Genomic DNA, 20,710 nt, shown 5'->3' with positions numbered 1-20,710 from the left:
TCCTTCCCTCCGGCCCGGCGCGGTCGCGTCAGGCGCCGATGAGGAGTTTCGTGGAGTGCTCGAGATGCTCCCGCACGGCGTCGCCGCCGCGGGTCGGGAGCTCGTCGAGCAGAGCGCGGTGCTCCTCGATGAGCGTGTCGAGCGTGTAGTGCGGGCGCACGTGCAGCAGGAAGAGCAGCAGTTCGCTGCCGAGCGCGGCGTGGGCCTCGATGATGCGAGGGCTCGCCGAGGCCGCGACGATCGCATGATGGAACTCGGCGTGCAGGCGCTCGACCTCGAGCCAGTCGACGCCCTCGCCGGCGTCGTCGGGGTTGCCATCGCCGTCGCCGTGGGCGAGCCGATCGAGCGCGTCGAGCGTCGCTCGCGCCGGCGCGAGCACTTCGTCGGGCCAGGCCTCGCCGTGACGCTCGCCCGCGATGCGCACGGCCTCGACCTCGAGCGCGGCGCGCAACTGCTGCAGCGCGATCACGTGGGCGCGATCGAAGCTCGCGACCCGCACACCGCGATAGGCCTCCGCGACGGCGAGCCGCTCGGCGACGAGACGCTGGAACGCGGCGCGCACGGTGTGTCGGGAGACCCCGAACTGCTCGGCGGCCGCCTCTTCACGGAGGGGCGTGTCGGGGGCGAGCACCCCGCTCAGGATCTCGGCCCGGATGAGACCCGCGACCCGGTCCACGGTGGTGCCGGTGCCGGCTGCCATGGGCACGCCCGCGGCGGCCTCGCTCACCCCCGGGCGACCCGGGTCAGGTGCTGACGTCGGCATCGCGGCATCCGCTCGCTCTGGCTCTGTACCGGCTCGTCGGTGCGATCAGTCGAGCTTCGACCGCACGATGAGCCACACGCCGATGCCGACGACGGCCACGACGCCGACGGCGGCGACGACCGCCGCCACCGGCTGCTCGTCGGCGAACCGGCGGAGCTTCCGCTTGGCGCGCTCGGTTCGGATGCCGACCTGCTTGGGCACGTTGAGCTTGTCTTCGAGCGCGTTCAGCGTCTCGGCGAACTCGGCACGGGCCTGCTGCGAGGCGACCTTCGCCTGCACGCGCGTGAGGTTGCGCTCACGTGCGGCGGCGTCGCGCTTCGAGGGGCGGGGGCCGGGGGCGTCAGTAGCGGCGGTCATAGTCTCCCGTTCCCTTCAGGGCGTCGAGATCGGCCTTCAGGCTCTCGACCGACTCGAGGGGCTCCGAACCCCGCTTGAAGTTGACGTAGGCGATCCACAGCAGGACCGCGATGATCAGGAGCAGCACGCCCGAGACGGTGAGCGCGGCGGCCCACGCGGGCATCACGAGCGCGAGCGCGAAGATCGCGGTGGTGATGAGGGTGAAGAGCAGGAACACGCCGACCACCGCGGCGCCCGCGACGAGCCCCGAGCCGATGCCGAAGTGCTTGACCTTGTACGAGACCTCCGCCTTGATCTGGTCGATCTCGGCGCGCACGAGCGACGAGATCGTGTCGGGCAGGTCGCCGATCAGCGTGAAGAGTGAGCGGTCGTCGTCATTCGAGGGCGCGGTCATCGCAAATCACCACCGGAGTTCAGGAGTCGGACGCGGCGGGCTTGGCCTTGCCCGTCGTGCTGCGCTTCGTCGGGGCGCGCTTCGCGGCGCTCTTCGCATCGGCGGCAGCGGATGAAGCGGCCTCGGCGGCGTCGTCGATCACGTCGTCGAGCGCGGAGGCCGCACTGTCGACGGCAGACTTGGCTGCCGACGCGGTCTTCGAGACGTTCTGCTTCGCGCTCTTCGCGGCGTCGCCGACGTCGCTCTTGGTGGCGCCCGCGCCACGGGTCGCGTTGCCGATGAACGACTTGACGCCGTCGAGCACGGTGTCGGAGAGGTCGCCGACCTTCTCGGCCGCGAACCCCTTCACGGTGTCGACGCCCTGCTGCACGACCGGCGTGTTCCACACGCCCTCTGCAGCCTTGCGGATCTGCTCGTAGCGCTCACGGCCGGCGCGCGTACCGAGCACGTAGCCGACTCCGAGCCCCACGACGAAGAGGATCTTGCCTTTCATGTGCACCCCATCTCCCCCTGTGGTCCACCACAGCGACGGTTCCAGCGTAGACCCCGAGGCAGGCCGCGCAAGGGGGTTGCGTCGAAATATTCCGTTTCGGCTATGCGTTGCCCTCGGGCTGCACCCGGCGGTGCCGGACGCGACGCGCGGCCTCGAGCGCGTGCGGCACGACCGAGGCGAGACCGGTGCCGGCCACCCACGATCCCGTCGCTTCGATGCCGGGCTCCGCGGCGAGCGCGTCCTCGAGCGCGGCCACGCGCTCGTGCTGGCCGATCGTCGCCTGCGAGATGGCGTCGCGCCACACGGTGCGGCCGGAGGCGCGGAGCATCCGCTCGTCGAGGGGCACGCCGAGCAGCAGCGCGGCGTCGGCGAGCGCGAGCTCGGCGACCTCGGCGTCGGAGCGCCCCTCGAGCGGATTGCCCGCACCGGCACGCCCGTACGAGAGGCGCACGACGTGGCGGCCGCCCGACTGCTCGGCGAGCCACGACCACTTCGCGGTCGAGTGGGTGAGGGCCTTCGCCGTCACCCCGGGCGCGTCGGCGGCGACGAGCACGCCGGTGCCGCGCGGGACGGCATCGAGGTCGGGCGCGTCGAGCACGAGGGTGACGATCTCGACGGATGCCGCGGCGGGCCACTCCCCGCCGTCGGCGTCGCTCGTCTGCGTCCAGCCGTCGAGGGCGTCGTCGACGAGGGCGAGGGCCGCGTGGCCGGAGGCCGCGAGCACGACGTCGGGAGCGGCCACGACGAGCACGCCGGCCTCGGTGGTCGCGGTGACGAGCCATCCGGATGCCTCGTCCGACGATGCCGCATCGCGGCCGCGATTCGCGGCGTCGCGCTCGAGCCCCGTGACCTCGGCGCCGCGCACGATCGTGACGTCGAACCGGGCGAGCTCGCGCTCGAGGGCGTCGACGAGGCGGTGCATGCCGCCGCGGACGCCGCGCACGGCGGTGCCGGCCTTGCGCTCCTCGAGGAGCTGCCCGACGCCGCCCGAGAGCGAGCCGGTACGGGTCATCGCCTCGTTGAGTCCGGGGGCGACGATGTCGAGGTCGAGGTCGTCGGGGTTCGTCGAGTAGACCCCGGCCGAGATCGGCGTGACGAGTCGGTCGAGCACGGCCTGGCCCATGCGCGAGCGCACGAGCTCGCCGAGGCTGCGCGCGCGACCGATGGTGAGGATCGGCTTCACCCGGTCGACGTAGGCGCGGATCGCGCCGTTCCAGCCGATGATGCGGCGCACGTCCTCGCCGAGCGGGTTCGACGGGATGCCGAGCATGCCCGTCTTCGGCAGCGGGGCCGCGTCGAGGCCCTGCTTGCCGCCCATCACGAGCCAGGCGCCCGCGGGGTTCGGGTTCTCGATGTCGACCTCGAGGCCGAGGGTGCCGAGGAGCGCCGCGACGCCGCCGCCGCGGGTCGCGAACGACTCGGCGCCGCTGTCGAGCGTCAGGCCGTCGAGTTCGATGCGGCCGACGCATCCGCCCAGTGCATCGCTGCGCTCGAGCACGGTGACCCGCAGGCCGACCTTCGCGCACTCGAGTGCCGCGACGAGGCCGGCCACGCCGCCGCCGACCACGACGACATCGGCGGTCGCGCGCTCGACGACGGGCTCCGCGGCCGGGTCCGGTGCGGGTGTCGCAGCCGCGCTCATGCCGAGGCCTCGTGCACGAGCGCGGCGACGCGCGTCAGCACCGTCGGGTCGGTCTCGGGCGGCACGCCGTGTCCGAGGTTGAAGACATGGGCGGGCGCCGCCTCGCCGCGGCGGAGCACGTCGCGCACGGCGGCCTCGAGCACGGGCCACGGGGCGGCCAGCAGTGCCGGGTCGAGGTTGCCCTGCAGCGGCACGCCCTCGCCGACCCGCTGCACGGCGACGTCGAGCGGGATGCGGTAGTCGACGCCGACCGTGTCGACGCCGATGCCGTGCATCGCGCCGAGCAGCTCGCCGGTGCCGACGCCGAAGTGCACGACGGGAACGCTGCGGGTGGACGGGGCGCCCGAGGCATCCGTCGTCTCGTAGGCGAGGTCGTGCACGTGCGCGAGGGCCGCCGCCGAGGCGGGGGCGACGTGCGTCTCGTAGTCGGCGAGCGAGATGGCGCCGGCCCACGAGTCGAACAGCTGGGCGGCGGATGCCCCGGCGAGCACCTGCGTGCGCAGGAAGCGGCCGGTGAGCTCGGCGGTCCAGTCCATGAGCGCGCGCCAGGCACCGGGGTCGGCGTGCATGAGGGTGCGGGCCGCGAGGTGGTCCTTCGAGGGCCCGCCCTCGGTGAGATAGGCCGCGAGGGTGAACGGCGCGCCGGCGAAGCCGATGAGGGGGGTGCTCCCGCTGCTGGTCGAGCCGGTCGAGACCGACCCGGCGGGCACCGTCGTGTTCAGCTCGGCGACGGTGCGCGCGACCGCTTCGGTGATGGGGGCGGATGTCTCGTCGAGCCGGGCCGGGTCGATCGCCGTGAGCTCGGCGACACCCGCGGCATCCGCGTACGCCCGGCCGAAGACCGGGCCGCGACCCGGCTGGATCTCGACGTCGACGCCCACGAGCTTCAACGGCACCACGATGTCGCTGAAGAAGATGCCGGCATCGACCTTGTGGCGGCGCACGGGCTGCAGGGTGATCTCGCTCGCCATCGCCGGGTCGAGGCACGCGTCGAGCATGCGCGTGCCGACGCGGAGGTCGCGGTACTCGGGCAGCGAGCGGCCCGCCTGACGCATGAACCACACGGGCGTGGCGTCGGAGCGCTCTCCCCGGTACGCACGGACGAGGCGCGAGTCGGAGGTCAGGCCGGCGGAGAGCGGATGCTGCGGGGAGAGAATCACGCCTGACATTGTCGCGTATCAGGCTGAGTGAAGATCGGCGATCGAATGCAGCACCAACGACAACCGACATCGTCGCGTATCAGGCTGAGTGAAGATCGGCGATCGGGCTGGAAGCCCGGTGTCGAGCGGGGTGCCGCTCAGCGGGCGGGGCCGGCCAGCACTTCGAGCACGTGCGCCGCGAGCGTCGCCTGCGCGTCGAGGTGCGGGTGGAGGCCGTCGTCGAGGAGCGGCATCGGGCCGGATGCGTCCGCCGGGTCGATGACGAGGTCGCCCGGCTCGGCCGCCTCGCGCAGGATCGCGGCGGTGCCACGCATGTCGGCGTCGGTCCAGGCGAGGCCGGCACCGCCGAGGTACGGGTGGGCGGCGACCCGCCGCTCGTCGATCGGCGTCGGCGCGACCCAGATCCACCGTGCGCCGGGCGCGCCGACGGCGTCACGACGGAGGAGCCGCAGGTTGCGGGCGGTCTCCTCGGCGCTCACCAGCCGGTCGCCGCCGGACCCGGGGAAGCGGCGGGCGTCGTTCGCCCCGAGCATGCAGAAGACGACGTCGGGCTGCCGGCGCCGGAGCGCGGGCAGGTTCGCGAGGGCCTGCGTCGTCGTCGACCCCGAGATCGCGACGTTCTCGAACTGCACGCCCGGGCCCGGTCGCTCGGTGGCGAACAGCTCGGTGAGCAGTTCGAACCACGAGAGTCGATCGGCGGTCGTGCTCTCGCCGATCGCCATGATGCGACGGCCGCTCGAGAACGGCGCCCGGTCGAGGGCCGCCCGAACCGACGGCAGTGCCGCAAGGCGGCGCACGGCGTCGGCGCGCTGGGCGTCGAGGGCGTGCACGGCAGCGGCGTAGTCCGCCGGGTCGGCGCCGAACACGGCCGCCCTCGCGGCGTCGTCCATCGCCCATGCGTACGGAAGGGAGCGCTCGGGCCGCTCGAAGCGCACGAGCTTGTCGAGCATCGCGTCGCTCACGAGCGCGACTCCGCGCTCGCGCCGGAGCGGGTGCGCACGGGCCGCGCGACATCCGTTCGCCGCAGCGGCAGCAGGAACGCGCAGAGCACGATCCAGGCGAACGACGGGAAGCGCACGATCGGCAGCAGCACGGCGAGCTCGGGGATCGCGACCACGAGCGTCGCGACCATGGCGAGGCCGGCGAGCACGAGGCCCGCCCACGCGTGCCAGCGCGGCAGCAGGCCGGCCAGCAGGCCCGGCACCGCGAGCCCGGCGATGAGCAGACCGAGCGGCACGACGAACCCGGGGCCCCCGGTGAAGAACGCCAGGTCGTGCAGCAGTCGCACGATGCCGGGCTCCTCGAGCAGTTCGGGTCGCGTGAGCGCCCAACTGAAGCCCGCCGACATGGCCATCGACACCGAGGCGAGGATGCCTCCGGCGAAGCCGATCGACACCCCCGGCGCGCGGACGCCGAGCTGGGTGAGTCGTGTCGTCGCGGCTGCCGCGAAGATCACGAGCGGAATGGATGCCGCGAACTGCAGCAGTGCGGTGATCAGCACCGAGAGCTCGTGTTCGCGGAAGTAGGCGACGATCGCGTCGCCGTCACCGAACGGCGACGGGTAGGTCGCGCCGCCCGCGATCACGGTCGGCAGCACGATCGAGGCCATCGAGAGGGCCACGACGACGATCGCGAGGGGCGGCAACGGCGGGCCGGCGGGCGCGCGCCGCGAGCCGGCGGACGAGGCGGAGTGCTGGGACTCGGCCGCGGCGGTTCCGACCGCCGCATCATTCGTTCTGTTCATGTAATCATTCATAGCACAGAATGATTCATCCGCAACTGGTAGAGTCGTCGACATGGAGACGAACGCGCACCAGGCCCCGTTCCGGCCGCCCGTCGACCGCGTCGGATTCCTGCTCTCGCAAGTCGGCGCCTACGCCTCGGCGCGGTTCGCGGAGCGCCTCGCCGAACTCGACGTGCAGCCGAGCGACGTCGGGCTCCTGCGCATGATCGCGGTCGAGCCGGGCCTCAGCCAGCAGGCGCTCGCCGGCAAGCTCGGCGTGGTGCCGAGTCGCGTCGTCGCCCTCGTCGACGCACTGGAGCGCAAGGAGCTCGTCACCCGCACCCGCAGCACCACGGATCGCCGCACGCACGAACTGCATCTCGCCGACCGCGGTCGCGACGTGATGACGCAGATGCGCCGTATCGGCCGCGAGCACGAGAACGACCTCGTCGCCGAGCTCGACGAGGAGGAGCGGCAGACGCTCGGCCGCCTGCTCGCGCGCATCGCGGCCGCCCACGACCTCGATCCCGAGGTGCACCCCGGCTATCGCGCGTCGCGCCGCTGAGCACGTCCGGCACGCCGCATCGACCGTAGTGCAACACAGCGATTGCGCTTTGTCAGCACTGGTGCAACCATTGCATTGCACGTCAACGGCACGGCAATCGAGGAGGATGCATGAACGGCACGACCACCGGATCACTCGACCGGATCGAACAGCAGATCGACATCGACGCCTCGGCGGAGCGCGTGTGGGAACTCGTGTCGGCCGCGGGCTGGTGGATCAACGACGACCGCATCGTCGAGCACCGCATCGAGGAGCAGGGCTCGCGCGTCGTCGTGCACGACGAGAAGCACGGTGCGTTCACGCTCGCGGTCGAGGCGCTGGATGCCCCTCGGTACGCCGCCTTCCGCTGGTTCAACGCGGAGCCGGCCGCCGCAGAGCCCGACCCCGAGCGCGACCCGCTCGTCTCGACGCTCGTCGAGTTCTGGGTCGAGGATCGCGCCGACGGCGGCGTCGTGCTGCGCGTCGCCGAGAGCGGCTTCGAAGGCCTCGACCGCAGCGCCGAAGAGCGTCGCCGCATGTTCGACGGCAACACCGAGGGCTGGGCCATCGAGCTCGGGTTCGCACGCGACCACCTCGCGAACGAGCTCGCGGCGGACCGATGACGACGAGCACCGAGACCCTCGGCGTCGAGAGCCTCCCCGCCGCGTTCGCCGCCCTGGGCGACGACACGCGGTGGGAGCTCCTGCAGCGACTCGGCACCGCACCCGCCTCGGCCACGACACTCGCGGCCGACCGGCCCATCAGCAGGCAGGCCGTCGCCCGACATCTCGAGGTGCTCCGCGAGGCCGGGCTCGTCGAGACCGAGATCCACGGTAGAGAGGTGCGGTACCGCGCGATCGGATCGCGCCTGAGCGCCCTCGCCCGCGACCTCGACCTGCTCGCCCAGGGTTGGGAGCGCCGGCTGCGCACGATCAAGGCGGCCGCGGAGGGGTAGGCGCCGATCACCGGCGGGCGGGTCTCCGATTCGTTCGGAAGCCTTACATTCGCGCTCCGATCGGCGCTAAGGTCGAGACGTTGTGCGCCCCCGAGCACGACGACGCGCGAGTCCCCCAGCCCGTGCGCCTCCGCACCCACGGAGAAGCCATGCCCCCACTGCGTTCGTCATACCCGTCGCGCCAGTCGCACCCGCCCCACTCGTCGCGCTCGTCGCGCTCGTCGCGCTCGTCGCGCTGCACCCCGCCTGTGCGAGCCGCGCGATGAACCCGGCCGCGAAGCATCGCACCGGCGTCACCTTCCTGGTCGGCGCAGCCGCCGCGATCGTCATCGGCGCCCTCATCGCGGGCTCCGGCTTCCTCGATCGCTTCATGTTCCGACTGCCCCCGATCCCGGGCGACGAGCGCATCACCTTCGGCGTCGCGGTGATCGCGGCACTCGCCGCGCTGATCTGGCTCCTCGTGCGCCTCGGCGAGCTGGGCCGGGCCCGGTCGCGGCGCCGAGCGCTCGAGGCCAGCGTTCGCGGCGAGGTGAGCTGCGGCATCCGTCGCCGCGACCTCGTCGCGCGACTGGGCGAGCTGACGGCGGAGGACGCCAAGCAGATCAGGCTCGCCGCGCGCTACTCGATCGTGGCCGACGAACTCGGCGTCGCGTTCTGGAACGGCGGGCGCCGCCCCCGACGGGCCGTGCACTTCGCCTGGCGCGAGGTCCGCGGCATCCGCAGCGATTCGATCATCGCGGGCGAGACCGTGCTCTCGGTGCTCGTGCTGCGCGTGCGTCGTGGTGGCGTGAGCGTCGAACTGCCGATCGTGCTCGCAGCGGAGCGCCCGGGCCGCTACGCGCTCTCGGATGCCCCGTTCTTCGCCGTCGTGCGCAGCTGGAAGGCCAAGCACCGCGAGGCGCTCGCGGCCGAGGGGCTCGAACTGCCGCCGCTCACCGCGCCGATCCAGATCATCCCGCAGAACGCGGCGCTCGCCCGACACTGAGTTTCCCTCGAAGTCGCTCTGGGCGAACCCTGATTCGACGGCGAGTAGAATCCCATCGTGCTCATCTGCCTCACCGCGAGTCACAAGAACGCCGGGTTCGACATGCTCGAACGTCTCTCTGTGACCGCAGACGCCGCCGGACCCCGCCTCCGCGAAGGCCACCCCTCCGTGCAGGGTGCCGTCGTCGTCGCCACCTGCAACCGCTTCGAGGCGTACCTCGACCTCGACGCCGCAGATGGCGACTCCCCCGTGGCCGCGGTGCACGAGGCGATCCGATCGGTCGGCGCGGTCGCCGGCCTCGAACCCGAAGAACTCCGCTCGACGTTCGGCTTCGTGCACGGCAACGCCGTCGCCGGCCACCTCTTCGCCGTCGCGTCGGGCCTCGAGTCGGTCGTCGTCGGCGAGGGCGAGATCGCCGGCCAGGTGCGCCGCTCGCTCGAGCGCGCCCGCACCGAGGGCACCACGACGCCCGACCTCGAACGGCTCTTCCAGCGCGCCTCGCAGATCTCGCGCCGGGTGAAGAACGAGACCGGCATCGGCAACGAGGGTCGCTCGGTCGTGCGCCTCGCCCTCGAGCTCGCCGAGAGCCGCATCACCGACTGGGCCGCCACCCGCGTGCTGCTCGTCGGCACCGGCCGCTTCGCCGGTGCCTCGCTCGCCGCGCTCCGCGACCGCGGCGTCACCGATGTGCGCGTGTACTCCCCCTCGGGCCGCGCGGCGAAGTTCGCGGCGAACCACGGCATCGACGCGGTCGGGAGTCACGAGGTCGCCGCGGCCGCTGCGGCCTCCGACGTCATCGTCACCTGCACCACGGCCGAGCACCACGTCGTCGACCGCTCGCTCCTCGAATCGGGCAGGGCGGGCTTCGAGGCATCCGCTGCGGGTGCTTGGGCGGCTGCACGCTCCGACGGTGCTGGTACTGCCGGTACTGCCGCCCGGCCGCTCGGCCTCGTCGCCGACCCCGCCGAGACGCCCGTCGAGCGCCAGCTCGTGATCGACCTCGGGCTCCCCCGCAACGTGGCGCCCGACGTCGTCGAGGTGCCCGGCGTCGAACTGCTCGACCTCGAGACGATCCGCATCCACGCCCCGCTCGAGGAGTTCGGTGCCACGGATGCCGCGCGCGCGATCGTCGGCGGAGCCGCCCGGGCCTTCGGCGAGGCCCGTGAAGAACATGACATCGCGCCCGCCGTCGTCGCACTGCGGCGCCACGTCTTCGACCTGCTCGACGGCGAGATCGAGCGCGCCCGCGCACGCGGCGACGCCGACGGGCGCACCGAGGAGGCCCTGCGTCACATGGCCGGCGTGCTGCTGCACACCCCCATGGTGCGGTCGCGCGAACTCGCGCGGGCCGGCGAGCAGCAGGCCTGGATCGACGGCATCGCCGCCATCTTCGGTGTCGCGCCCGAAGCAGATTCCGCGGCCCGCGCGTCAGGGGCCCGCGATACGCTTCGTGACGATGCACGAGAACGCCACGCCTGACCCCGCGACCACCACGATCGACCGCGCCGCCGCGGCAGCCGCCGACGGCCCGCCGGCCCTCCGGTTCCCATTCGATGCGACCGCGCTGACCGAGACGCCGCTGACGACGGAGCGTCTCGTGCTGCGGCCGCTCGAGGCATCCGACGCCCCCGACGTGTTCGAGTACCAGCGCATCCCCGACGTGCTCAAGTACCTGCCCTGGCCGTTGCGGGACCGCGCCGAGGCGTACGAGCACACGGCCAAGCGCGCCGCAGCCCGCGTGCTCGCCGATGACGGCGACTTCTTCGTGCTCGCGATGACACTGCCTGGCACGCCGTCGGTCGACGACTCGGGGGCCGACCCGTCGGCCGGGGTCGCGCGCGACCGGGTGATCGGCGACATGATGGTGCGCGTCTCGAGCGCCAAGCACGCGCAGCTCGAGCTCGGATGGGTCGTGCACCCCGATTTCCAGGGCAAGGGATACGCCCGCGAGGCGGCCGTCGCGATCAGGGACTTCGCGTTCGAGACGCTCCATCCGCACCGCATCCAGGCGTTCCTCGACGCACGCAACGAGGCATCCGCCGGTCTCTGCGAACGGCTCGGCATGCGGCGCGAGGCGACGATCCTCGAAGAGCAGTACAACGACGGCGAGTGGCAGGACACGGCGCTGTACGGCGTGCTGCGACGCGAGTGGGCGGCGGCGCGGGGATAGAGACGCTCGGGTTCGAGGTCTCTCGGTTTCGCTCCCTCGTTCCCTCACCATGTTTTCCACAGGCTTATCCACAATCTGTGGAACATACGTTCGAATGTCGGCTGGCGGCGAGACAATGGAACATGGCCGAAGCGCTCCCCGACTTCAGCGGACTGACCGCCCTGATGTCCTCGTGCGCACCCTCGTCGAGCACCTTCAGCTCGCTCGACGACCGTGCGCTCGTCGATGCCGTCGAAGCCATCACGGCGCTCAGGCACGAGGTCGAGCGGGCGCAGGCGCTCGCGGCCGCCGAGGTCGTACGGCGGTCGAAGGTCGCCTTCGGACTCCAAGGGCTCGCTCAGCGCACCGGCCATGCGAACGCGGGCGAGCTGCTGCAATCGATCACCCACGCGTCGAAGCGCGAGACGACCGCGCTGGTCGGCGTGGGGCGAATGGTCGCAGAAACCGAGGCAGCGGCCGAGCTCGGGCTCGCCAGGCGCGATGACCCAGAACTCGCGGCGCTCGTGCCCGAACCGGTCGAGCCGTGGTTCTCCGCATTGAGCGGAGCCGTCACCACGGGCGTGCTGAGCGTGGCGGTCGCTGACGCGATCCGGTCGGGCATCGGCGAACCGGGCGGCGACGCCGATGCGGCGACGCTCTCCGTCGTGCTCGACGCGGTCATCGTCGAGTGCCGCGACCTGCACGCCGATGCCGCACGTCGCCTCGCCCGCCAGGCTCGTGATCGCATCGATGCAACCGGCGTCGCCGCGCGTGCAGAGCGGCAACGCGCAGCGCAGTACTGGCGGGTCTGGGTGAAGCCCGACGGCATGGTGCGCGGCGAATTCGAGCTCGACGCCGAGAGCGGCATGCTCGTCAAAGCGGTGTTCGATCAGCTCACCCACCCTCGACGCACGGCCGCACCGGTGCGCCGCGGCTTCGGTGATCCGGTTCGCGGCGATGCGGCCTTCGCCGATGCACGTGCCACGCGAGAACGCGACGCGGCCGAAGGGTTCGTGCAGTTGCTCCGTGCCGGAGCGAGCGTCGATCCCACTCGCCTGCTCAACGACAAGAAGCCGTCGGTCCGGCTCGTGGTGAATGCGGGCTCGCTCAGCACGGGCGAGGGCTCAGGAGCGATCGAAGGGCACCCCGATCGCATCCCACTCGTCGACATCCGCACCGGTCTCTGCGAGGGCTACCTGCCGATCCTCTTCGATGACGGCGGCGCCTGCCTCGACCTCGGTCGCGACGAGCGGCTCTTCACCGACAGGCAGAAGGCGGCGCTCGCGGTTCGCGACGGCGGCTGTCTCGATCCCGAGTGCACGCGTCCGCCGTCCTGGACCGAGGCGCACCACATCGACCATTGGCAGCGCGATGGCGGGCGCACCGATCTCGCCGACGGCATCCTGCTCTGCCGCAGAGACCATCTCAGGTACCACAACCAGGGGTGGGAGGTGCGGCGCTCGGGCACGAACTACTGGCTCATCCCACCAGCCGGCGTCGATCCCGAGCAGACGCCGAGGCTGATGCGGCCGAAGACGCCGGCCGACCTCATCAACCCGGTCGATCCTGCACGGCTCGCGCCTGCATCGGCGACTGCATCTGCCCCTGGATCGGAGTCTGGATCTGCAGTTGCGTCTGCGTCTGCGTCTGGATCTGGATCTGGATCTGCATCTGCGTCTGCACCTGCGTCTGCGTCTGCGTCTGCACCTGCATCTGCATCTGCATCTGCACCTGCACCTGCGTCTGCACCTGCACCTGCGTCTGCACCTGCGTCTGCGTCTGCGTCTGCACCTGCGTCTGCGTCTGCGTCTGCGTCATGGAAATCGGCCGAGCCTGAACGCGTGTTCTCCGTCACGGGGTAGAGCTCTGCCCTGCCCTCGGAGGCTCGCGGCGCGTCCGACGTCCTGGACGCCCCGGACGCCCGGGACGCTTGGGACGCTGGGGACGCGGGACATGCTGGGCGCGATGGCAGGTCTCGCTCGACAGCACTGGGCGCTTCGATCGCACTGAGGTGCGTGTCAGGTCGACCGCTGGCGACGTGTCAGGTCGACCGTTAGGCTGCGCTTCGGGACCGCTAGGTTGCGTTTCGGGTCGACAACTGAGCTGCGTCCCCGGTCGACCGCCGAGGTGCGTTCCCGGTCGACCGGGTACGTTCCCGGTCGATCGCCGAGGTACGTTCCCGGTCGATCGCCGACGTACGTTCACGGAGAACCGGTCGAGGCGAGCTGGAACCGCCCGACCCGACCGGCTCGCGCTACGCGCCGATGAGGCGCGAGGCCAGGAACCCCTCGAGCTCGGCGAGCGGCACGCGCACCTGCTCCATGGTGTCGCGCTCACGCACCGTCACGGCGTTGTCATCGAGCGAGTCGAAGTCGACCGTGATGCAGAACGGGGTGCCGATCTCGTCCTGTCGACGGTAGCGACGGCCGATGGCGCCGGCGTCGTCGAAGTCGACGTTCCAGTGCTTGCGGAGCGATGCGGCGACCTCGCGGGCGAGGGGCGACAGCTTCTCGTTGCGGCTGAGCGGAAGCACGGCCGCCTTGACCGGCGCGAGACGCGGGTCGAGGCGCAGCACGGTGCGGGTGTCCACCCCGCCCTTCGCGTTCGGCACCTCCTCGACGTGGTACGCGTCGACGAGGAAGGCCATAAGCGAGCGGGTGAGACCGGCCGCGGGCTCGATCACGTACGGGATCCAACGCTCGTTCTTCGACTGGTCGAAGTACGAGAGCTCCTTGCCCGAGTGCTCCGAGTGGGTCGTGAGGTCGAAGTCGGTGCGGTTCGCGACGCCCTCGAGCTCGCCCCACTCGCCACCGGTGAAGCCGAAGCGGTACTCGATGTCGACGGTGCGCTTGGAGTAGTGCGACAGCTTCTCTGCGGGGTGCTCGAAGCGACGCAGGTTCTCGGGGTCGACACCGAGGTCGACGTACCAGTCCCAGCGGTAGTCGAGCCAGTACTCGAACCACTGGTCGTCGGTGCCGGGCTCGACGAAGAACTCGAGCTCCATCTGCTCGAACTCGCGTGTGCGGAAGATGAAGTTTCCGGGCGTGATCTCGTTGCGGAACGACTTGCCGATCTGGCCGATGCCGAACGGCGGCTTCATGCGAGCGGCCTGCAGCACGTTCGCGAAGTTCGTGAAGATGCCCTGCGCGGTCTCGGGGCGGAGGTAGTGCAGCCCCGACTCATCCTGAACCGGACCCAGGTAGGTCTGCAGCATCATGTTGAAGTCGCGCGGCGGGGTCCACTGACCGCGGGTGCCGCAGTTCGGGCAGGCGATGTCGGCCATGCCGTTCTCGGGGGCGCGGCCCTTCTTCTCCTCGAAGGCCTCGAGCAGGTGATCTTCGCGGAAGCGCTTGTGGCAGTGCAGGCACTCGACGAGCGGGTCGGTGAAGACGCCGACGTGCCCGGAGGCGATCCAGACCTGCTTCGGCAGGATGACGCTCGAGTCGAGGCCGACCACGTCGTCGCGACCGGTGACCATGTACCGCCACCACTGCCGCTTGATGTTCTCCTTCAGCTCGACGCCGAGGGGCCCGTAGTCCCATGCGGAACGGGATCCGCCGTAGATCTCGCCGGCCTGGAAGACGAACCCCCGGTGCTGGGCGAGGGCGATGACGGATTCGAGACGGCTGGGTGCGGCCACGGTGGCTCCAATGGTCCTGGGGATCGGGCGAAGGCGAATGCCGAAGACGGGCGAATGCCGGAAAACGACACGGTGTCACCATCCTACGGGCGGGTGCGACTGCGAACGAGCGCGCGGTCGGTACGCTGTGCCCATCACGACCATGGCCGAGGGGGCGACGGTGTGGGATCTCATCTGGGAACTGAACGTGATCGACGGGCCGTTCGTGATCGCGGTGTACGCGCTCGCGGCGCTGGTCTTGCTCTACCTGCTCTTCCGCGGCCCGGGGTGGGCGTGGGTGCTGACGGTCATCGTGCTGCTCATCGTCGGCTCGCTCGTCGGCGTCGCCGTGCTCTGGATCGGCGTCAACGTGCTCGACGCGTTCGGCGGCCCGATCGATGATTCGGCGTGGCTCTGGGTGCCCGCGGCGTTCGCCGGCATCACGGTCGCGATCTGGAACCTCTGGCACTCGCGATGGTGGCGCAAGCTCATCGCCCTCCTCGCGATCCCCCTGTTCTCCGCGACCGCCGCGTTCGGCGTGAACGCCGCGTACGGACTGAACCCCACGCTCGGCTCGATGTTCCACATCTCGACGGCCGACACGATCGACCCGCCCGTTCCCGACCCTGCCACGATCGCCGACCCGGCCGAACCCCTGTACGCGACGTGGACGCCGCCCCCCGACATGCCCGCGACCGGAGAGATCGGCATCGTGCAGGGCGGCGTGCCGAACACGGTGTCGGGGTTCGAGGCACGCCCCGCGCAGATCTACCTGCCGCCGGCTGCGCTCGTGACGGATGCCCCGCGCCTCCCCCTCGTCGTCATGATGATGGGCCAGCCCGGCGACCCCGAGGCGAGCTTCATCGGCGGGGTGCTCGACGAGTTCGCGGCAGCGCACGACGGGCTCGCGCCGATCGCCCTCGTGATCGACCAGTTGGGCGACCCGGCCGCCGACCCCCTCTGCCTCGACAGCGAGCTCGGCAAGGTCGAGACCTACGTCATGCAGGACGTGGTGCCGTGGGCGAGGCAGCGCCTCGGCGTGCTGCAGGGCCCGCAGTTCACGACCGTCGCCGGGTACTCGAACGGCGGCGGGTGCGCGGCGTACTTCGGCGCGAAGTACCCCGAGGTGTTCGGCAACCTGCTCGCCGTCTCCCCGGTCGAGTACGCGGGCGTCGAGAACCACGACGACGTGCTCGCCGAGATCTTCAACGGCGACCAGTTCGCCTACGACCTCGTGAAGCCGGCGAACATCATGGCGGCGAAGGCGCCGTACCCCGACTCGGTCTCGATCTTCACGGTCGGCGAGAACGACCTCTCGTTCGTGCGCGGCACTGAACGTCTGGCGGATGCCGCGACCGCCGCCGGAATGCAGACGACGCTCTTCCTCGTTCCCGGCGCGGACCACGACGTCGTGGCGCTGACAGGAGGACTCGAGAAGGGCTTCGACGTGCTCTCCCCCAGGCTCGGGCTCTCGGCGCCATGACCGAGGCACCGGGAGCCGCCGAGGGCACGGGCGACACCGAGCCGAGCGGCCGGCTCCGCTCCACGACGGAAGCGCTCGGCGGATTCATCCGCCGCGTGCCCTTCAGCATCGCCCTCGCGGTACTGCTGATCGTGACGGCGCTCACGACGGGCACGTTCTTCGGCGTCGCGTCGGAGTCGACGGCGACGACGTGGGCGGCCGGGGTGATCACGACGGTCGACGGCGGGCAGTGGTGGACCGTCGCGACTGCACTCGTGATTCCATACGACCCCTTCCAGCTCGTCTTCGGCGTGCTCGCCGCCCTGGTGCTGCTCGGCATCGCCGAGCGGCGCATGGGCACCTGGCGCACGATCGTCGCGTTCCTCGTCACGGGCGTGCTCGGCGTCGCGATCGGCACCTGGCTGCAATGGGTCGGCTCGCTCGCCGGCGAGTGGTGGGCGACCGGCACCGCCGCCGACCTGACGCTCGACCCGCTCGCCGGCATCGTGGGCGCGCTCATCACGTCGACGGCGTTCATGGGCAGGCTCTGGCGACGACGCATCCGTGTCGTCACGGTCGCCTTCATCCTCGTGTTCGTGCTCTACGACGGCGACTCGTCGAATGCGTACCGTCTGGTCGCGGCGATCGCCGGCTACCTGCTCGGCGCCGTGCTCACTCGTGACGCGTCGACCCTCTCGGTCAAGCGCAGCTCGCACGGTGAGACCCGCACGCTCGTCGCCGCCGTCGTCGCGGTGACCGCCGTCGGCCCGATCGTCGCCCTCGTGAACCGCTCCGAGCTGACGCCGTTCGCCTTCGGCTCGTACCTCTACGCCGACGAGCCCCTCGAACTCGCGGACGTGATGGCGAAGTGCGGCGGCGAAGCCGCCACGGCAGCGGCCATCGCCACCGAGGCGTGCACGACGCAGCTCGCCCTGCTCAGCGCCCAGGGTCTCGGCATGTTCCTGCTCTCGTTCGTGCCGGTCCTGCTCCTGCTCCTCGCTGCATGGGGACTCCGGCACGGGCGCCGCTTCGCCCGCTGGCTCGCGATCGGCGTGAACGCCGCCATCCTGCTCTTCGCCCGCACGGCGCTCGATGTCACCGTGACGACCGCGGACGTCGACGACGGCACGTGGACGGTGTTCGACCTCGGCGAGCTGCTCGTCTGGGTCCTCGCCGTGGTCGCGCTGCCGATCGGGATCATCGTCATGCTCATCGTCACGAGACGGCACTTCCAGATCCGGGCGCCGCGCGGCGCGTTCGCTCGGTTCGCGGGGATCGTGGGCGGCGCGTTCGCCATCCTCGCCGGGATCCACCTGGTGGCGGGCCTCGCAACGCTCCGCGAGTACTGGCCGGCTGCGACTGGGTGGGACGTGCTGCTCGACACGCTCAAGCGATTCGTACCGCCCCACTTCCTCGCCGTCGTCGACCCGATCGTGCTGCCCGGCCACGACCTCGCGAGCTTCCTCGCCCAGGCCGTCGGCCCGGTGTTCTGGGCGGTGTTCATCGCCGCGGCGATCCGATTGATGTCGCGCACCGGCACCGCCGCGAAGACCGCCGACGACGCCCGGCTCCGCGAACTGCTGCACCGCAACGGCGGCGGCACGCTCGGGTTCATGGCGACTTGGCCGGGCAACACGGCGTGGTTCAGCGACGACGGCGACTCCGCTGTCGCCTACCGGGTGATCAACGGCGTCGCCATCACGATGTCCGACCCGATCTGCGCGGCGGGCGACGGTGGCCGCGTCATCCGCGAGTTCGCCGCGTTCTGCGACGCGAACAGCTGGGTGCCCGTCTTCTACAGCGTGCACTCGCAGTACCTGCCGGTGTTCGACGAACTCGAGTGGGAGCACCTGTCGGTCGGCGAGGAGACGCTCGTGCGCACGAAGGGGCTGGACCTCGCCGGCAAACCCTGGCAGAAGGTGCGACAGGCGCTGAACCGCGGCATCAAGGAGGGCATGACCACCGTCTGGACCAGCTGGGACGAACTGCCGCTCGCGACGGTCGCACAGATCAACGCGATCTCCGAGGAGTGGATCGCCGAGAAGGAGCTGCCCGAGATGGGCTTCACGCTCGGCGGCATGGAGGAGCTGAAGGATCCCGAGGTGCGGCTCATGCTCGCGGTCGGGCCCGAGGGGCGACTGCAGGCCGTCACGAGCTGGCTGCCCGTGTACCGCGACGGCGCCGTGATCGGCTGGACCATCGACTTCATGCGCCGCGCCGACGGCAGCATGAACGGCGTCATGGAGTTCCTCATCGCCTCGGCGGCGCTGCACATGAAGGAGGAGGGTGCCGAGGTGCTGAGCCTCTCGGGCGCCCCGCTCGCGACCAAGCCGCTCGCCCCGGGTGAGACGCCGCCCGAGCCGACGGTCATGACGCGGCTCCTCGACTTCCTCGCCACGACCCTCGAACCGGCCTACGGCTTCTCGTCGTTGTTCAGGTTCAAGGCGAAGTTCAACCCCGAGTACGAGACCATCTCGATGGCCTACCCCGACCCGCTCGCCCTGCCGGTGATCGGCCTCGCGATCGGCAAGGCCTACCTGCCCGACGTGTCGCCGGCCGAGGCCGTCGCGCTCGTGAAGACGCTCACGAAGTAGCGGCTCACGCCGCGCGCAGCGAACCCGGCCCGACCTCGACGACCGAGCGGTGCCCCGCGAGCCCGAGCGTGAGGTCGAACTCGGCGATGTGGTTGCGCACCACCTCGCGCACCCCTGGCGCCCCGGCGACCGCGAGCCCGTAGACGTAGGGACGCCCGATGCCGACGGCCGTGGCGCCGAGCGCGAGGGCGATGAACGCGTCGGCACCGCCGCGGACACCGCTGTCGAGGATGACGGGCACCCGCCCGCCGACCCGCTCGACGACGCCGGGCAGCGCGTCGAGGCTCGCCACCGAGTCGTCGACCTGGCGACCGCCGTGGTTCGAGACCACGATGCCGTCGACGCCGTGGTCGAGCGCCTGCGCCGCGTCATCCGGATGCAGCACGCCCTTCAGGAGCACCGGCAGCTTCGTCCACTCGCGCAGCTTCGCGAGGTCGGCCCAGGTGAGGGCCGGATTCGAGAACACGTCGAGGAAGGTCTCGATCGCCGCGCGCGGCAGCGGCGAGCGCAGGGCCGCCCGCACGCCGCCGTCGACGAGCGGGGTGCGGGCGCCGGCGCGGGCGATCGAGAACGCCGAGGCGAGGAGCGTCGGCGTGACCTTCGGGCGCGCTCCGCCGCCCGCTCCTGCGGCGACCCGCTGGCGCACGAGCTCGGCGAACACGGGATCGCTCGTGTACTGGGCGATGCCCTGCCCGCGCGTGAACGGCAGGTAGGCGGCGTCGAGATCGCGCGTGCGCCAGCCGAGCAGGTGCGTGTCGAGGGTCACGACGATCGCCTCGCAGCCGGAGGCCTCGGCACGACGCACGAACGAGGCGTTGAGCTCGTCGGAGGCGCTCCAGTAGAGCTGGAACCACCGCGAACGGGCGCCCATCGCCGCGGCGACCTCCTCCATCGGGCGCGAGGCCTGGTTCGACAGGAGGTAGGGCACGTCGAGCGCCGCGGCGGCACGGCCGACCGCGACATCCGCTTCGGCGTGCGCCATCTCGGCGACGCCGATCGGCGACAGCACGAACGGCGTCGACCGCTTCCGGCCGAGCAACTCGATCGAGAGGTCGCGCTCCGAGACGTCGCGGAGCACTCGGGGCCAGATCTGCCACCGCGCGAACGCGGCACGGTTCGCGGTCATGGTCGCCTCCGCGCCCGCGCCGCCGGCCAGATAGGCGAACGCCTCGGCCGAGACGGCCTTGCGCGCGGCCCGCTCGAGGGAGCCGGAGTCGACCGGCACCGCGGGGCGGATGCCCGAGAGCCCGGCCCGGTAGACCTCGGACTGCACGTCCCTCGCGAACCCTCGTGGGCTGGTCTTCGGGTCGTCGGCCATCGGCTCGCTCCTTCGCGCTGGTGCGAGCCAGCGTAGCCGTGGCAGGTCGCCTCGCGACAGGGGCGGCCCGGCACGACGACGTAGGGTGGAACGGATGCCTCAACTCCCCGATCTCCGCGTCGCCGCCATCGCCCTCGTCCGCGATCGCCGCGTGCTCATGGTCACGGCACGCGACCGCGACGTGTACTACATGCCGGGCGGCAAGATCGACCAGGGCGAGACGGCTGCCGAGGCCGCGGCCCGGGAAGCCCTCGAAGAGGTCGCCCTCGTGCTCGACCCCGCCGGGCTCGTGGAGCTCTTCGAGGTCGTCGTGCAGGCGCACGGCGAACCCGACGGACGCCTCGTACGCATGCGGGTCTTCCGCGCAGAGACGGATGCCGCGCCCTTCGCCTCGGCCGAGGTCGGCAGCCTGCACTGGGTGACGACCGCCGACGTCGATCGCTGCCCGCCCGCCGGCGCCGAAGTGCTCGAGCGGCTCGCGGCGGCCGGGCTCATCGACTGAGCCCGAGCCGGAACCCGGGCCGCGACCGATCCGGACGCACCGCTGCGACC

The 20,710-nt window shown here is 71.4% G+C and carries 20 protein-coding genes; 10 read left to right on the top strand and 10 right to left on the bottom strand.

Annotated features, from left to right (window positions below; all coding sequences use genetic code 11):
* Window positions 1-28: 28 nt before the first annotated feature.
* From BUR99_RS12050 to BUR99_RS12015, 8 genes are all read right to left on the bottom strand, one after another.
* Window positions 29-763, bottom strand: coding sequence for a GntR family transcriptional regulator (locus BUR99_RS12050; protein WP_234980838.1), 735 nt, complete (start codon window positions 761-763; stop codon window positions 29-31).
* A 45-nt stretch (window positions 764-808) separates the two neighbouring features.
* Window positions 809-1,120 carry a DUF3618 domain-containing protein gene (locus BUR99_RS12045; protein ID WP_143231618.1) on the bottom strand — a complete coding sequence of 104 codons (312 nt, stop codon included), beginning with the start codon at window positions 1,118-1,120 and terminating at the stop codon, window positions 809-811.
* A complete protein-coding gene (locus BUR99_RS12040) occupies window positions 1,104-1,514 on the bottom strand; it encodes a phage holin family protein (protein WP_074260610.1) in 411 nt (136 codons plus the stop codon). The genes BUR99_RS12045 and BUR99_RS12040 overlap by 17 nt, the downstream gene beginning before the upstream one ends.
* Before the next feature lie 19 nt (window positions 1,515-1,533).
* The gene (locus BUR99_RS12035) at window positions 1,534-2,007 is read right to left on the bottom strand and encodes a hypothetical protein (protein ID WP_074261009.1); all 474 of its coding nucleotides are present in this window, start codon (window positions 2,005-2,007) and stop codon (window positions 1,534-1,536) included.
* A gap of 100 nt (window positions 2,008-2,107) precedes the next feature.
* Window positions 2,108-3,649: a protoporphyrinogen oxidase gene (hemG, locus tag BUR99_RS12030; protein WP_074260609.1), complete on the bottom strand. Its 1,542-nt coding sequence runs from the start codon at window positions 3,647-3,649 to the stop codon at window positions 2,108-2,110.
* Window positions 3,646-4,818: a uroporphyrinogen decarboxylase gene (hemE, locus tag BUR99_RS12025; protein WP_074260608.1), complete on the bottom strand. Its 1,173-nt coding sequence runs from the start codon at window positions 4,816-4,818 to the stop codon at window positions 3,646-3,648. Before hemE ends, hemG begins: the two co-directional genes overlap by 4 nt.
* 128 nt (window positions 4,819-4,946) lie before the next feature.
* Entirely contained in the window at window positions 4,947-5,771 is an 825-nt protein-coding gene (locus tag BUR99_RS12020) for an SGNH/GDSL hydrolase family protein (RefSeq protein ID WP_074260607.1), read from the bottom strand.
* Window positions 5,768-6,553 carry a hypothetical protein gene (locus tag BUR99_RS12015; protein WP_200802720.1) on the bottom strand — a complete coding sequence of 262 codons (786 nt, stop codon included), beginning with the start codon at window positions 6,551-6,553 and terminating at the stop codon, window positions 5,768-5,770. Before BUR99_RS12015 ends, BUR99_RS12020 begins: the two co-directional genes overlap by 4 nt.
* 52 nt (window positions 6,554-6,605) lie before the next feature.
* Here BUR99_RS12015 and BUR99_RS12010 point away from each other — a divergent pair, with 52 nt between their 5' ends.
* From BUR99_RS12010 to BUR99_RS19655, 7 genes are all read left to right on the top strand, one after another.
* Window positions 6,606-7,097 (top strand): MarR family winged helix-turn-helix transcriptional regulator, encoded by a 492-nt coding sequence (locus tag BUR99_RS12010; protein ID WP_074260605.1) that lies wholly within the window; start codon window positions 6,606-6,608, stop codon window positions 7,095-7,097.
* 110 nt (window positions 7,098-7,207) lie between these two features.
* Window positions 7,208-7,699, top strand: a complete 492-nt coding sequence (locus BUR99_RS12005; protein WP_074260604.1) for an SRPBCC family protein — start codon at window positions 7,208-7,210, stop codon at window positions 7,697-7,699.
* Entirely contained in the window at window positions 7,696-8,031 is a 336-nt protein-coding gene (locus tag BUR99_RS12000) for an ArsR/SmtB family transcription factor (protein ID WP_074260603.1), read from the top strand. The genes BUR99_RS12005 and BUR99_RS12000 overlap by 4 nt, the downstream gene beginning before the upstream one ends.
* Window positions 8,032-8,293: 262 nt before the next feature.
* Window positions 8,294-9,016, top strand: coding sequence for a hypothetical protein (locus BUR99_RS11995; protein WP_074260602.1), 723 nt, complete (start codon window positions 8,294-8,296; stop codon window positions 9,014-9,016).
* A gap of 57 nt (window positions 9,017-9,073) precedes the next feature.
* Window positions 9,074-10,495, top strand: a complete 1,422-nt coding sequence (locus BUR99_RS11990; protein ID WP_074260601.1) for a glutamyl-tRNA reductase — start codon at window positions 9,074-9,076, stop codon at window positions 10,493-10,495.
* On the top strand, window positions 10,473-11,186 hold the full coding sequence (locus BUR99_RS11985) for a GNAT family N-acetyltransferase (RefSeq protein WP_143231617.1): 714 nt from the start codon (window positions 10,473-10,475) through the stop codon (window positions 11,184-11,186). The genes BUR99_RS11990 and BUR99_RS11985 overlap by 23 nt, the downstream gene beginning before the upstream one ends.
* A 122-nt stretch (window positions 11,187-11,308) precedes the next feature.
* Window positions 11,309-13,027: an HNH endonuclease signature motif containing protein gene (locus BUR99_RS19655; RefSeq protein ID WP_084183953.1), complete on the top strand. Its 1,719-nt coding sequence runs from the start codon at window positions 11,309-11,311 to the stop codon at window positions 13,025-13,027.
* 392 nt (window positions 13,028-13,419) lie between these two features.
* Here the strand turns inward: BUR99_RS19655 and BUR99_RS11965 are convergent, their stop codons facing one another.
* Window positions 13,420-14,805: a glycine--tRNA ligase gene (locus tag BUR99_RS11965; RefSeq protein WP_074260600.1), complete on the bottom strand. Its 1,386-nt coding sequence runs from the start codon at window positions 14,803-14,805 to the stop codon at window positions 13,420-13,422.
* A gap of 127 nt (window positions 14,806-14,932) precedes the next feature.
* Between BUR99_RS11965 and BUR99_RS11960 the strand changes: the two genes are divergently transcribed.
* Together BUR99_RS11960 and BUR99_RS11955 are read left to right on the top strand one after the other, a co-directional pair.
* Window positions 14,933-16,267 carry an alpha/beta hydrolase gene (locus tag BUR99_RS11960; RefSeq protein ID WP_159440991.1) on the top strand — a complete coding sequence of 445 codons (1,335 nt, stop codon included), beginning with the start codon at window positions 14,933-14,935 and terminating at the stop codon, window positions 16,265-16,267.
* Window positions 16,264-18,840 carry a rhomboid family intramembrane serine protease gene (locus BUR99_RS11955; protein WP_084183952.1) on the top strand — a complete coding sequence of 859 codons (2,577 nt, stop codon included), beginning with the start codon at window positions 16,264-16,266 and terminating at the stop codon, window positions 18,838-18,840. The genes BUR99_RS11960 and BUR99_RS11955 overlap by 4 nt, the downstream gene beginning before the upstream one ends.
* Before the next feature lie 4 nt (window positions 18,841-18,844).
* Here the strand turns inward: BUR99_RS11955 and BUR99_RS11950 are convergent, their stop codons facing one another.
* The gene (locus BUR99_RS11950; RefSeq protein ID WP_074260598.1) at window positions 18,845-20,158 is read right to left on the bottom strand and encodes an alpha-hydroxy-acid oxidizing protein; all 1,314 of its coding nucleotides are present in this window, start codon (window positions 20,156-20,158) and stop codon (window positions 18,845-18,847) included.
* Between the two features lie 94 nt (window positions 20,159-20,252).
* Between BUR99_RS11950 and BUR99_RS11945 the strand changes: the two genes are divergently transcribed.
* A complete protein-coding gene (locus BUR99_RS11945; protein WP_074260597.1) occupies window positions 20,253-20,660 on the top strand; it encodes an NUDIX domain-containing protein in 408 nt (135 codons plus the stop codon).
* The last annotated feature ends 50 nt before the right edge of the window (window positions 20,661-20,710 follow it).

Source organism: Agromyces cerinus subsp. cerinus (genome assembly GCF_900142065.1).
Classification (GTDB): Bacteria; Actinomycetota; Actinomycetes; order Actinomycetales; family Microbacteriaceae; genus Agromyces; species Agromyces cerinus.
This window is presented reverse-complemented; position numbering and strand designations above follow the sequence as displayed.

Bases quoted from the DNA above. Each gene is read 5' to 3' on its own strand.
- BUR99_RS12050 (WP_234980838.1), bottom strand. From the start codon at position 763: ATGCCGACGTCAGCACCTGACCCGGGTCGCCCGGGGGTGAGCGAGGCC.
- BUR99_RS12045 (WP_143231618.1), bottom strand. From the start codon at position 1,120: ATGACCGCCGCTACTGACGCCCCCGGCCCCCGCCCCTCGAAGCGCGAC.
- BUR99_RS12040 (WP_074260610.1), bottom strand. From the start codon at position 1,514: ATGACCGCGCCCTCGAATGACGACGACCGCTCACTCTTCACGCTGATC.
- BUR99_RS12035 (WP_074261009.1), bottom strand. From the start codon at position 2,007: ATGAAAGGCAAGATCCTCTTCGTCGTGGGGCTCGGAGTCGGCTACGTG.
- hemG (WP_074260609.1), bottom strand. From the start codon at position 3,649: ATGAGCGCGGCTGCGACACCCGCACCGGACCCGGCCGCGGAGCCCGTC.
- hemE (WP_074260608.1), bottom strand. From the start codon at position 4,818: ATGTCAGGCGTGATTCTCTCCCCGCAGCATCCGCTCTCCGCCGGCCTG.
- BUR99_RS12015 (WP_200802720.1), bottom strand. From the start codon at position 6,553: ATGAACAGAACGAATGATGCGGCGGTCGGAACCGCCGCGGCCGAGTCC.
- BUR99_RS12010 (WP_074260605.1), top strand. From the start codon at position 6,606: ATGGAGACGAACGCGCACCAGGCCCCGTTCCGGCCGCCCGTCGACCGC.
- BUR99_RS12005 (WP_074260604.1), top strand. From the start codon at position 7,208: ATGAACGGCACGACCACCGGATCACTCGACCGGATCGAACAGCAGATC.
- BUR99_RS12000 (WP_074260603.1), top strand. From the start codon at position 7,696: ATGACGACGAGCACCGAGACCCTCGGCGTCGAGAGCCTCCCCGCCGCG.
- BUR99_RS11995 (WP_074260602.1), top strand. From the start codon at position 8,294: ATGAACCCGGCCGCGAAGCATCGCACCGGCGTCACCTTCCTGGTCGGC.
- BUR99_RS11985 (WP_143231617.1), top strand. From the start codon at position 10,473: ATGCACGAGAACGCCACGCCTGACCCCGCGACCACCACGATCGACCGC.
- BUR99_RS19655 (WP_084183953.1), top strand. From the start codon at position 11,309: ATGGCCGAAGCGCTCCCCGACTTCAGCGGACTGACCGCCCTGATGTCC.
- BUR99_RS11955 (WP_084183952.1), top strand. From the start codon at position 16,264: ATGACCGAGGCACCGGGAGCCGCCGAGGGCACGGGCGACACCGAGCCG.
- BUR99_RS11950 (WP_074260598.1), bottom strand. From the start codon at position 20,158: ATGGCCGACGACCCGAAGACCAGCCCACGAGGGTTCGCGAGGGACGTG.
- BUR99_RS11945 (WP_074260597.1), top strand. From the start codon at position 20,253: ATGCCTCAACTCCCCGATCTCCGCGTCGCCGCCATCGCCCTCGTCCGC.